General features: G+C 40.5%; 17 protein-coding genes and 1 other RNA gene. 17 read left to right on the forward strand and 1 reads right to left on the reverse strand.

Annotated elements, in window-relative coordinates; all coding sequences use genetic code 11:
• Window positions 1-117 precede the first annotated feature (117 nt).
• Window positions 118-348, reverse strand: a complete 231-nt coding sequence (gene nrdH, locus FD44_RS05515; protein WP_010620530.1) for a glutaredoxin-like protein NrdH — start codon at window positions 346-348, stop codon at window positions 118-120.
• A 176-nt stretch (window positions 349-524) separates the two neighbouring features.
• On the opposite strand from nrdH, the gene FD44_RS05520 reads away from it, so the two are divergent.
• From FD44_RS05520 to tsaD, 17 genes are all read left to right on the forward strand, one after another.
• Window positions 525-1,127, forward strand: a complete 603-nt coding sequence (locus FD44_RS05520; protein ID WP_010620531.1) for a class I SAM-dependent methyltransferase — start codon at window positions 525-527, stop codon at window positions 1,125-1,127.
• A gap of 6 nt (window positions 1,128-1,133) precedes the next feature.
• On the forward strand, window positions 1,134-1,658 hold the full coding sequence (tadA, locus tag FD44_RS05525) for a tRNA adenosine(34) deaminase TadA (RefSeq protein WP_010620532.1): 525 nt from the start codon (window positions 1,134-1,136) through the stop codon (window positions 1,656-1,658).
• 16 nt (window positions 1,659-1,674) lie between these two features.
• Window positions 1,675-1,761: signal recognition particle sRNA small type (ffs, locus tag FD44_RS10335), an RNA gene on the forward strand.
• A gap of 137 nt (window positions 1,762-1,898) precedes the next feature.
• Window positions 1,899-3,653 carry a DNA polymerase III subunit gamma/tau gene (gene dnaX / locus FD44_RS05530; protein WP_010620533.1) on the forward strand — a complete coding sequence of 585 codons (1,755 nt, stop codon included), beginning with the start codon at window positions 1,899-1,901 and terminating at the stop codon, window positions 3,651-3,653.
• 26 nt (window positions 3,654-3,679) lie between these two features.
• Window positions 3,680-3,994 (forward strand): YbaB/EbfC family nucleoid-associated protein, encoded by a 315-nt coding sequence (locus FD44_RS05535; protein ID WP_010620534.1) that lies wholly within the window; start codon window positions 3,680-3,682, stop codon window positions 3,992-3,994.
• Between the two features lie 23 nt (window positions 3,995-4,017).
• Window positions 4,018-4,617 carry a recombination mediator RecR gene (recR, locus tag FD44_RS05540; protein WP_010620535.1) on the forward strand — a complete coding sequence of 200 codons (600 nt, stop codon included), beginning with the start codon at window positions 4,018-4,020 and terminating at the stop codon, window positions 4,615-4,617.
• 14 nt (window positions 4,618-4,631) lie between these two features.
• Complete coding sequence (locus tag FD44_RS05545) at window positions 4,632-4,874, forward strand: YaaL family protein (protein ID WP_010620536.1); 243 nt, start codon at window positions 4,632-4,634, stop codon at window positions 4,872-4,874.
• Between the two features lie 117 nt (window positions 4,875-4,991).
• Window positions 4,992-5,630 (forward strand): dTMP kinase, encoded by a 639-nt coding sequence (gene tmk / locus FD44_RS05550; protein WP_010620537.1) that lies wholly within the window; start codon window positions 4,992-4,994, stop codon window positions 5,628-5,630.
• 19 nt (window positions 5,631-5,649) lie between these two features.
• The gene (locus tag FD44_RS05555; RefSeq protein WP_010620538.1) at window positions 5,650-5,979 is read left to right on the forward strand and encodes a cyclic-di-AMP receptor; all 330 of its coding nucleotides are present in this window, start codon (window positions 5,650-5,652) and stop codon (window positions 5,977-5,979) included.
• A 10-nt stretch (window positions 5,980-5,989) separates the two neighbouring features.
• Window positions 5,990-6,997: a DNA polymerase III subunit delta' gene (gene holB, locus FD44_RS05560; protein ID WP_029327613.1), complete on the forward strand. Its 1,008-nt coding sequence runs from the start codon at window positions 5,990-5,992 to the stop codon at window positions 6,995-6,997.
• Window positions 6,998-7,030: 33 nt separating this feature from the next.
• Window positions 7,031-7,357 carry a DNA replication initiation control protein YabA gene (locus tag FD44_RS05565; protein ID WP_010620540.1) on the forward strand — a complete coding sequence of 109 codons (327 nt, stop codon included), beginning with the start codon at window positions 7,031-7,033 and terminating at the stop codon, window positions 7,355-7,357.
• Window positions 7,358-7,371: 14 nt separating this feature from the next.
• Window positions 7,372-8,253, forward strand: coding sequence for a 16S rRNA (cytidine(1402)-2'-O)-methyltransferase (gene rsmI, locus FD44_RS05570; RefSeq protein WP_010620541.1), 882 nt, complete (start codon window positions 7,372-7,374; stop codon window positions 8,251-8,253).
• 14 nt (window positions 8,254-8,267) lie between these two features.
• Complete coding sequence (locus tag FD44_RS05575; protein WP_010620542.1) at window positions 8,268-9,023, forward strand: acyl-[acyl-carrier-protein] thioesterase; 756 nt, start codon at window positions 8,268-8,270, stop codon at window positions 9,021-9,023.
• 102 nt (window positions 9,024-9,125) lie between these two features.
• A complete protein-coding gene (gene tsaB, locus FD44_RS05580; RefSeq protein WP_029327614.1) occupies window positions 9,126-9,836 on the forward strand; it encodes a tRNA (adenosine(37)-N6)-threonylcarbamoyltransferase complex dimerization subunit type 1 TsaB in 711 nt (236 codons plus the stop codon).
• Entirely contained in the window at window positions 9,820-10,386 is a 567-nt protein-coding gene (gene rimI / locus FD44_RS05585; protein ID WP_029327615.1) for a ribosomal protein S18-alanine N-acetyltransferase, read from the forward strand. The genes tsaB and rimI (FD44_RS05585) overlap by 17 nt, the downstream gene beginning before the upstream one ends.
• A 14-nt stretch (window positions 10,387-10,400) precedes the next feature.
• The gene (gene rimI / locus FD44_RS05590) at window positions 10,401-10,853 is read left to right on the forward strand and encodes a ribosomal protein S18-alanine N-acetyltransferase (protein ID WP_076621480.1); all 453 of its coding nucleotides are present in this window, start codon (window positions 10,401-10,403) and stop codon (window positions 10,851-10,853) included.
• A gap of 19 nt (window positions 10,854-10,872) precedes the next feature.
• Window positions 10,873-11,910, forward strand: coding sequence for a tRNA (adenosine(37)-N6)-threonylcarbamoyltransferase complex transferase subunit TsaD (gene tsaD / locus FD44_RS05595; RefSeq protein WP_010620546.1), 1,038 nt, complete (start codon window positions 10,873-10,875; stop codon window positions 11,908-11,910).
• The last annotated feature ends 47 nt before the right edge of the window (window positions 11,911-11,957 follow it).

An 11,957-nucleotide genomic window follows, 5' to 3' on the forward strand; every position in this document is an offset into this window, starting at 1 on the left:
AATCCTCTTTCTAATTAGTTTTAGTTAAAATAAAAAAGGCCGATGCCATGAATTTTCATAGCATAGTTGCCCGGTTTAGTCTACTATGTATTATATTAATACAATTTAGTAGTTTTCTTAGCCAGCTATCTTGCTAAGCATATCGGGTTGGAAACCAGAGATTAACGGTTGGCCTTCTGCTTCTATGACGGGAACTGATTGGAAACCTTTTTGCTTAAGATAGTCTATATATTGTGGTTCAACATTAATATTTCTTTCTTCAAATGGAACGTTGTGTTCCGAAAGAAAACGCTTTGTCATCTTACACTGCATACAATTATTCTTTGAATAAACAACAACTTTAGCCATAATAATTCCTCCCAACGAATTAACTAATAACTAAAGTGTACACTAGATTTTGAAAAAAACAACAGAAATACCCACCATATTTTGTGTTTTTCTAATGTGTAAACACCAAATATAGCTGAAAGGGCTTTCTGATAGGATTTAGAAAAACGACTAAGATTTGAAAGGAATTTTAAAAAATGACAGATCATTATTATTCGCACAATCCGGATGTTGCTCACGAAGAGAAACATTTTGAATTTACTTTACTAGGGAACGTTTTGAAGTTTGTAACGGATAATGGCGTGTTCTCAAAGCGAACCATTGATTTTGGCTCACGAGTTCTAATAGATAACGCAACGTTAGCTGATTTGCCCAAAGGTGATATTCTCGATTTAGGCACAGGATACGGGCCAATTGGTCTATCAGTTGCTAAAAAATACACCAATCGTCAAATTGATATGGCCGACGTCAATGAACGTGCGCTTCATTTGGCAGAAATGAATGCAAGCGAGAATAACATTAAAAATGTCACCATTTTCACATCGGATAGTTACAGTCAGGTGACTAAAAAATATGCGGCAATATTAACCAATCCACCCGTAAGAGCCGGCAAACAGGTCGTGGATGACATGCTTTCTGGAGCGTACGACCATTTAGTAGTGGGTGGTCATTTGAATGTCGTTTTGCAAAAAAAGCAGGGCGCCCCTTCAGCAAAGAAATTGATGACTGAAGTTTTTGGTAACTGTGAAGTCATCAAAAAAGACAAAGGTTATTATATATTGGATAGTGTAAAGGAATAGGTATTGATGGAAGAAAATAAAACCAGATTCATGCGGGCTGCGCTAGATGAGGCAAAGCAAGCCGCTTTAATTGGGGAGGTGCCGATCGGGGCGGTTGTCGTTCATGATAATAAAATTATAGGCAGGGGCCACAATTTGCGAGAACATTCGAACGAGGCTGGTGCTCACGCAGAGATGATTGCCATTACGGAAGCTAATCATGTATTAAAAAGTTGGCGCCTAATCGATTGTGATCTCTACGTCACGGTTGAACCTTGTCCAATGTGCAGTGGTGCGCTCATCAACTCCCAAATTAAAACGCTCTATTTTGGCGCACGAAATCCTAAAGCAGGCACCGTTAAATCACTGTATGAACTTTTATCGGATGACAGGTTTAATCATCAGGTTCAGGTTGAAGAGGGACTGCTTGCGGAAGAGGCGACGTCACAAATGCAGTCTTTCTTTAGAACGGCTAGAAGAAAAAGAAAATTCTTAAAAAAGCAACGTGCCGGTGGTGAAAAAACTGGTAATTCTTTGAATAATAAGTTATGATTATAGTTGCCGAAAGGCCTTGGAGCAAAGGTAGACTTACGAATCGTGTCAGGTCCGGAAGGAAGCAGCACTAAGTTTGCTTTGCTTTGTGCTCCAAGTTTGATAGATAGTGAAGGGGTTGGACTAGGTTCCAGCCTTTTTTAGTATCTTATAAGTTTGTGTCATTGGAATTGCATTTTAATCGCAGTATAATACACTAGTTAGGTATTCGAAAACAATGAATGACAAAGGGGTAAGAGCATGAGCTACCAAGCATTATATCGGGTATGGCGCCCACAACGTTTTGATGAAATAATCGGTCAAGAACTGATTACGCAAACGCTAAAAAATGCCTTGATTACCAAGCAGACTAGTCATGCCTATCTATTTGCAGGACCTCGAGGCACTGGTAAAACCTCGGCAGCGAAAATCTTTGCTAAAGCAGTTAACTGTCATTTTTTAAAGGATGGGGAACCCTGCAACGAATGTGATACTTGTAAGGCAATCACGCGGGGAACGTTGAACGATGTCATCGAGATTGATGCGGCATCAAATAATGGTGTTGAAGAAATTCGGGATATTCGCGATAAAGCAAAATACACGCCCACCGAAGCTGATTATAAAGTATATATTATTGATGAAGTTCATATGTTATCCACAGGAGCTTTTAACGCATTACTAAAAACGTTGGAAGAGCCGCCAGCAAACGTCATTTTTATTCTTGCAACGACGGAGCCTCATAAAATTCCTGCCACGATTATTTCGCGAACACAACGATTTGATTTCAGAAGGATTAAGGCTGCTGACAGTTTTAAGCGGATGAAATATATTCTTGATGAAAAACAAGTTACCTATGATGATCAGGCATTAAAGGTGATTGCCAAAGCTGCTGAAGGCGGAATGCGGGATGCGCTGAGCATTTTAGATCAAGCCCTGTCGTTTGGCGACAATGAAATTACGCTGAATAATGCGTTGCTTGTAACTGGTTCCGTTGAAAAAGGGCTATTGTCGACTTATATTAGCCAAGTGATTCAAATGAAGACAACTGATGCACTCGTGACCCTTCAGAAAGTCTTAGAAGAGGGAAAGGATGCTCACCGTTTCATTGAAGATTTACTCGACTATATGAGAAACTTACTTTTATATCAGCAAGCACCAGAAATTGTTGCAGATAGTGAACTGGGCGAAGTTCCCGAGGATGTGGAGCAGTTTTCCGAACAATTATCAGCTGACGACTTGTTTAAAATCATTAATATTTTAAATAATATTCAGTCACAGATGAGGCTTACGAATCATCCTGATATATACTTAGAAGTGTTGACGATTCAGCTGGCGCAAATAAAGAAGGCGCCAGTGGAAGGCGCAGCTTCTGGTAATCAGAGCCAAGAAGTGACCACTTTGGAAAAACAAGTGACACAACTGAAGGAAACGGTGTCAAAGCTTGTTGCAAATCAGAAGGATGCTGGACAATCAGCCAACACCATTAAAACAATCGATAAGCCTAAAAAGGCAACAAGTACCAAACATGAAATTCGAGTTAATTTGGCAAAAGTTTATCCGGTTTTAGACTCAGCTGCCAGAGAAGATTTAGCAGAATTACAGCAGATATGGCCAGATTTAATGCAGATATTATCAGTCACCCAACGGGCAGTCATGCACGTTTCTGAACCAGTGGCGGCTAGCAAAAATGGGGTCATCGTAGCCTTTGATTATTCGTTCCTCTTTCAACGAGCAACCATTGATAAAGAGCTATTAGATGCACTAGAAAATGGCCTGGATAGATTGATTGGTCGAGTGCCAACCATTGTCTTTGTACCAAAGGATCAGTGGCCACAGATTAGAAAAGATTACATTGTTCAACACAAACAAGAAGTGGGACAAAGTTCAGTTGAAAGTTCTGAAAATGGTACCGCAAATGAGTCAAAAGAGGATGAAGCCAAACCGGTTGAGGATCCCGTGGTGACGAAAGCCACCGAACTATTTGGTACAGATATAGTAGATATAAAAAAAGACTAACCTAAAAATGAAGGGAATTTGAGATTATGATGCGTGGAATGGGAAACATGGGTAATATGATGAAGCAAATGCGCCAAATACAGAAAAAAATGGGCGAGGAACAGGAAACTTTAAATAAACAAGAATTTACCGGAGTTGCACCAGATGAGATGGTAAAGGCAACGTTTACTGGCGAGCGGAGGATGAAAGATTTGACAATTAATCCAGAAGCAATCGATCCTGATGACCCTGATATGCTTTCAGATTTCGTGTTGGCCGCGGTTAACGATGCTTTAGAAAAGGTTGATAAGGCGACTGAAGAGACAATGGGTAAATACACTAAGGGACTTCCTGGAATGTAATTGACGAGATTGAGGTAGAAAAAATGCAGTATCCAGAACCAATTGCAAAGTTAATAGAAAGTTACATGAAATTACCTGGTATTGGGAGTAAAACGGCTACCAGATTGGCATTTTATACGTTAGATATGGACAACGAGGATGTTTCTGAATTTGCTAAGTCATTAATCTCAACCAAGAAAGATCTGACAACGTGTTCAATTTGTGGCAATATTACTGAACAAGATCCTTGTGAAATTTGTCGGGATAAAAGTCGTGATCAAAGTCAGGTTTTGGTTGTGGAGCAGGTAAAAGACATCATGGTAATGGAGCGAATGCGCGATTTTCATGGTTTATACCACGTTTTAAATGGCGTTTTATCACCAATTGAAGGTAAAGGTCCTGAAGATATTAATATTTCAAGCCTGCTTAAACGGCTTCAAACTAACAAGTCCATTACGGAAGTTATTGTTGCGACAAACGCCACTCCTGAAGGTGAGGCGACGGCAATGTATATTTCACGTTTAATTAAGCCTGCCGGAATCAAAGTTACTAGATTGGCACACGGACTTTCTGTGGGTAGTGACATAGAATATGCTGATGAGATGACGCTTTCAAAGGCGGTTGAGGGCAGAACTGAAATTTGATTGGAGACTGAGAAATGTTTCAGCGAAACAAGCAGCAGCTAAGAAAAAGTTATGATGAAAAGCTATTAGATTTAATTGGAACCGTAAAGTCTGAATGGGATCATGCCAGACAGACGGAAGAAGCGATTCAAGAGGACAATGGTGAAGTCGTTGCGCAGACCGCAATCGCAAAGCAGAAGTATGAGTTTTTGTTTCGTGAGGCTAGGCGCAGAGGAACTCGAAGTAATCGAATACAAGCAACCGTTTATACGGATTAAGGAGCTAGAAATCACTAGCTCCTTTTATTTAGAAATTAAGTTGTTAACAATCCAAATAGACATCAATTAACAGATAAAGTACAATTAAATCATCAATTAAAAATGGGGTTATTGAAATTGACTGGTAAATTTATTACGTTTGAAGGACCCGATGGGGCAGGTAAAACAACCGTTTTGAACATGATTTCGGAGCAACTAAGGAGTCGTCTAGGAAACGGGATGATACTGACCAGAGAACCTGGTGGAAATCGAATTTCAGAGAAAATTCGGGAAGTTATTTTGGACCGTGAAAATACTGAAATGGATGCTCGTACTGAGGCGTTACTATATGCAGCGGCAAGACGACAACATCTTGCCGAAACGATCCTACCAGCGTTAAATGCTGGAAAAGTTGTTTTTTGTGATCGGTATGTTGATAGTTCCGTTGCCTACCAGGGCGCCGGTCGCTCTATTGGCGAAGAAGAAGTCGCAAATATGAACCTATTTGCAACAAATGGCTTAACCCCCAATTTGACGCTTTATTTTGAAGTGCCAGTTGAAGTTGGATTAGAGCGAATTAAGCTCCACCGCACCGCAAGTCGAGTTGATCGACTAGATTTAGAGAAACAAGCATTCCACGAACGCGTTCACGCTGCTTATTTAGAGCTTGCAAAAGCGAACCAAGATCGAATTAAAGTTATTGACGCAACTAGACCTGTCGAAGAGGTTGCTAAAGAAACAATGAATTTGCTAATATCAGAATTAAACAACCAATAAAATTGGAGGTTTGAAGATTATGAAATTGATTATTGCAATCGTACAAGATAAAGATGCAAATCGCCTAAGCAACCAATTTATTGATGATGACGTGAGGGCAACCCGACTTTCATCAACTGGTGGATTTCTAAAGTCTGGGAATACAACGTTCATGATTGGAATTGAGGATGAACGAGTCGAAGAGGTTCTAAGTGTTATACAAGAAGCCTCACATACGCGCCAGCAGTTTATGACACCACCCGTAAATCTTGATGCGCAACTAGATAGCACTTCATCGTATCCAGTTGAAGTACAAGTAGGTGGCGCTACGGTGTTTGTTGTACCCGTTGAACAATTTCATCAATTTTAATGAGGACCTAATGGCTAAAGAAGAGATAAAAAAAATACAGAATTTACAACCTAAATTGGCGCAGCACTTCATGACAATCATTTCTGAAAATGAACTGACCCACGCCTATTTATTTGTCGGTTCAGCTGGTAGCGGCCGACTAGAGCTTGCAAAGCTGGCAGCTATGCGATTATTCTGTCAGAATCCTGATGATCAGGGTTTTCCTTGCGGCGTTTGTAATGAATGTCGAAGAATCATTGAAAAAGAACATCCAGATGTTGTCGAAATTGAACCGGATGGCCAAAGCATCAAGGTTGATCAGGTGCGATTTCTGAAGTCTGAATTTTCAAAAAGTGCCGTCGAGGGCAATCAAAAAGTGTTTATTATTTTTGCTGCCGAAACGATGACAACGAGTGCGGCTAATAGTCTATTAAAATTTATTGAGGAACCAGTGGGTAACACTGTGGCATTTTTAATAACGAGCAACCGGAATTTAATTTTGCCAACAATTCTGTCGCGATCGCAAGTAGTCGAATTTCCACAAATTTCTAAATCACAATTAAAAGAAATTGCAGCTGCTGCAGGGATACCTGCAGGCACATTGAATTTATCAATTTCCCTAACGAATGACTTAGATCAAATGAAGAAATTGAACGAAAATGATTGGCTCAGCGATATCCAACAAGCAGTTGGCAAGTGGTTTGATAAACTGGTGAATAAGGATGATATGGCGTTTGTTCAAGTTGCCACAGAAATAATGCCGCTTGTGCACGATAAAAAATCCCAACAAGTAGTCTTAGATGTTATTACGGCTATTTGGCATGAAACCCTGGAGCATGAATTTCAAATTAGTAGGCAAGACAGTGAGGTGTTTCCGCAACAAAGAAATTCAATTGATAACGCGCTAAGGGGAATAACGCAACTTAAATTAGTAGCTATCATGCAGGATTGTCTTGCGACTAGGCGACAATTATTGGGAAATATTAGTTTTCAAAATATCGTCGAATCACTAACCTTAACAATTTTAAAGCGAATTTGACCCCAGAGAACAGATTGAATCGGTGGTGATATTTTGAATAAAAAAGAAATTTACGATAACTTCAAAAATTTAGAGCTGCAAACTCGTGAAAGTTTGACGCAATTACAGCTTTTGCAGACGGAATTAAGTCGAGTTATCGAAGAAAATGCAGAGTTGGAAATTGAAAACCAACATCTACGTGATTTATTAAACAATGCAAAGGACAATACAGGCCGTGAGCCGCAGCTGTCAAAGTCACGCCAAAATCTTGAAAAATTGTACGAAGAGGGATTTCACGTTTGCAAGGAATGGTACGGTAAACGCCGTGAAGATGATGATTCGTGTGCCTTTTGTATGGAAGTTATTTATCGAGATCGATAGGAGGAACGGTGGTAATGCTAAAAACGCAGAGTAGCTTCGCAGATAATTTAAATGAATCGGGGACGCTATACCTAGTGCCGACGCCCATTGGTAACTTACAGGATATGACTTTTAGAGCGGCAGATATTCTGAAGTCCGTTGATTTGATTGCGGCTGAAGATACGCGAAATACTCAAAAATTACTTAATCACTTTGAGATCCAAACGAAACAAATCAGCTTTCATGAGCACAACTCTAAGGAACGGATTCCACAATTGATTGCTAAGCTAAACGAGGGACAATCAATTGCTCAGGTGAGCGATGCGGGGATGCCATCAATTAGCGATCCAGGACAAGATTTGGTTCGAGCCGCAATTGATGCTGATATTGCTGTTGCACCGCTTCCTGGAGCAAATGCTGGACTAACCGCTCTAATAGCATCTGGACTAGTACCGCAGCCATTTTACTTTTATGGCTTTTTAGATCGCAAAAAGAAAGAGCAAAAGACTGAAATTGCTGCCTTGGTATCTCATCGCGAAACCTTAATATTCTACGAGGCACCGCATCGACTGAAGGACACCCTTAAGTCATTGTTGGCTGGATTCGGTGATCGAAAAGTGGCACTTTGTCGAGAATTAACGAAGCGTCATGAAGAATTTATTAGAGGAAGCTTGAGTGAGGTCCTTGAATGGGCAACTACCAGTGAGATTCGTGGCGAATTTGTTATTATTTTGGCTGGAAATAGTCAACCAGAAGAACTGGCCGTTCCGTCATTTGATCTCAGTTTATCTGCAGAAGAACACGTTCAAAATCTCATTGATTCAGGAGAAAAGACGAATGATGCAATCAAGCAGGTTGCAAAGTTAAGAAAATTAAAGCGCCAAGATGTGTACAACCAATTTCACCATATAGATTAGAAAGAAGTGGAAAGATGGCCGCAAAATTATATACAGAAAAACATGAGGTTCCCTACTACGAGTGTGATGTCACTAACTATATGACACCAGCAATGTTGCTTAACGTCATCATTTTAATTTCTGAAAAGCAGAATTTGGATTTGGGATTAGGTGCCGACTTTATGGAACAATTTGGTCTTGGCTGGGTGGTCATCCAGTATGATATTAGCATCGACAGACTTCCAGAAATTAACGAAACAATCTCTATTTCAACTCAAGCAACTTCTTATAATCGTTTTTTTGCGTTTCGTGAGTTTTGGATGAAGGATTCGGATGGTAAAGAACTTGTCCATGTTCGAAGTACCTGGGTGACGATGAATAAATCATCACGAAAAATGGTTACAATTCCAGCTGCGGCTTTGGAACCCTATGATTCCGAACCAGTCAAACGACTACCAAGGCTGAAACGACCAACGAAGGTTGAAGCCGCTGATGATGTGATTGAGCAAAAATATCAAGTAAGATACTATGATATCGATGGCAATGGTCATGTAAACAATGCCCACTATCTAGAATGGTTTACAGATGTTTTACCGATGGATTTTCTAGCAACTCATCAGCCCACTGCTATTTACTTACGTTTTGAAAATGAAGTTCAATATGGGCACATGATTGACAGTATTGTTACTAAGCCAATTGAAGTAGACGGAGAATTAACGACGAATCATCAAATTTTGGTGGGGGATGCAGTTTCTGCTACCGCGACCATCAAATGGAGAAATCACGACTAAAGACGTCAGCTGGCGCCTTTTTTGTTTGGACTGAATTTAGTCGGGTTGTAGGTTTTATGTTATGATATTTGGAGATAAGCTATGAAGGGAACTAATAACAAAATGAAAGTACTAGCGTTAGACACCTCAAACCGACCTTTGAGCGTGGCACTACTGGAAGATCAAACCGTATTAGGAACGGTCACGATGACGGTTCATCAAAAGCACGCCGAATATTTGTTGCCCGTAATTGAAGATCTGATGGCAAAATCAGATTTGGTTCCTGCGGACTTAAATCGAGTGGTGGTCGCACAGGGTCCTGGATCATATACAGGAATTCGAATTGGTGTGACGACCGCGAAGGTATTAGCAGACACCTTAAAAATAGGTTTGGTGGGTGTTTCTAGTCTTCAAGCGTTAGCCTTAAATTGCCAACGTGACGGGCAATTAGTTTGGCCAATTTTTGATGCCAGAAATAATAATATTTTTACAGGATTATACCAAATGAAAAATGGGGTTCCAGAGAGCGTTCTTGCGGATCAGCACGTCGATTTTGATGATTTTTATCGTCAGGTAGATGCGTTGGCTGAAACGGTGTACGTCATTGGTGATGGCACTCATTTTGCGGATAAATTTAGTGATAACTATTTGTTAGCCAATAGTGTCGATAATCTGCCACAAGCTGCTAGATTAGGAATATTAGGAGAAAAATTGCCATTAGTAACCGATGTTAATGACTTTGTACCTAATTATTTAAGATTAACGCAGGCAGAAGCTGATTGGAAAAAACAACATCCAGAAGAGGACGCTGGTTCGTATGTTGAAAAAATTTAAAACTTGGTACCAGAATATATTTAAGCAACAGGAGCGACTTAAACGACGTGAGCTGTTAGATGTTAAGAATCATCAAGTCGAAATTCGAGATACGCTCTACTTTTTGGCAAAGGCCCAATTTACTGATATTCCCGAAATATTGGGAATTGAACGGGCTGTTTATGGCGGAAAAACGCCGTGGGATTCTACGGCTTTTGCTGCTGAGATTAATCGAATTAATGACCGTCTTTACCTAGTTTTAAGGCGGAACGATCGATTGCTCGCTTTTGTCGGGTGTTCTTTTTACCATTCAAAAAAAGAGGCCCACGTGACGAATATTGCGGTTGTGCCCGATTATCAGAATCGCGGGCTAGGCTATTTCTTAATGACAACGGTTATCAAAAAAACCCGTGAATTAGAATATCTACGGGTCACTTTAGAAGTCAGAATTAGTAATGAGCATGCACAACGAATTTATCGGGATCTTGGATTTCAAAATGATGGCATCAAACGCGGCTATTATTTTGGCGACCATGAAGATGCGCAAGATATGACGCTGATACTTAACTAATGGATAATAAAAGTTTGAAATTTGAAGCACTAACCGATGCTGCGAAACGTCAAAATACATTGATTAAGAAAATCTACGAAGTGGCAGATTCTGCTTATGACACTGGTTCTCCATGGAAAATCCAGGCGTTCAGGAGCGATATTTTTAGACCTGAAAGCCAATATTTTGTTATTTATCAAGATCAACAAATTATTGGGTTCCTGGGAACAACGGTCGTGCTTGATCAAATTGACATCACAAATGTGGCAGTTTTACCTGCTAAACAGAACCAGCACGTTGGGCGAAAATTGTTTACGGAGTGGTTTAAGACGCTGGACAAGGGAACGCAACTTTTCTTGGAGGTTCGAGTTTCCAATCTGTCAGCTATCAAGCTCTATCAGTCACTGGGATTTGTTAAAGTTGGTCAACGAAAACGATATTATCGAGATCCTGAAGAGGACGCAAATTTATTAAAAAAGATTATGTAAGAAGGGAAAATTTTCACTTATGAGTAATGAAGACACTTTAATTTTAGCGTTTGAATCCAGTTGTGATGAAACAAGTGTGGCGGTCATTAAAAATGGACAGGAAATTTTGTCGAACATTGTGGCAACGCAAATAAAAAGTCATCAAAGATTTGGCGGGGTTGTGCCGGAAGTTGCAAGCCGTCATCACATTGAACAAATTACGAGCTGCATTGATGATTCATTGGAACAAGCTGGCGTTGATTACACTGATTTAAGCGCCGTTGCGGTGACGTACGGTCCCGGTTTGGTGGGGGCTTTGTTGGTGGGAGTGACTGCCGCAAAGACCGTTGCGTTTGCCCATGGCTTACCCTTAATTCCAGTTAATCACATGGCGGGTCATATCTACGCGGCTCGGTACGTTCAGCCAATTGAATTTCCAGCACTCGCATTGCTGGTTTCTGGTGGACATACAGAACTGGTGCTAATGAATGAGCCCGGCAAATTTGAAATTATTGGTGAAACCCGGGATGATGCAGCAGGAGAAGCTTACGACAAAATTGGTCGGGTAATGGGCATCAACTATCCTGCTGGTAAAGAAGTTGACCGATTGGCACATATTGGCACGGACACCTTCAAATTTCCAAGGGCAATGGACAAAACGGATGACTTTGACTTTAGCTTTAGTGGGTTAAAGAGTGCGTTTATCAATACGGTTCATCATGCTGATCAAATTGGTGAAACGTTAAGTCGTGAAAATTTGGCATGCAGCTTTCAACAAGCGGTTGTGGACGTGTTAGCTGATAAAACCAAAAAGGCACTTCAGAAATACCCCGTTAAGCAGCTTATTTTAGCTGGAGGAGTTGCGGCTAACAAAGGACTTCGAGATCGATTAGATCAGGAGATTCAAGAATTCCCCAATGTTACCTTCATAAAAGCACCATTACCTCTTTGTGGGGATAATGCGGCCATGATTGGTGCTGAGGCTTATGTGGAATATCAACGGAAAAATTTTGTGGGCGCTAAATTAAATGCGGATCCCAGTCTGGAGTTTGATTGGGCAAAGGGAACTAGTGCATAAAAAAAATTGCAATCAATTATGATTGTGAAGTGAACCCCCGGTATTGG

Source organism: Secundilactobacillus malefermentans DSM 5705 = KCTC 3548, from assembly GCF_001436395.1.
GTDB lineage: Bacteria > Bacillota > Bacilli > Lactobacillales > Lactobacillaceae > Secundilactobacillus > Secundilactobacillus malefermentans.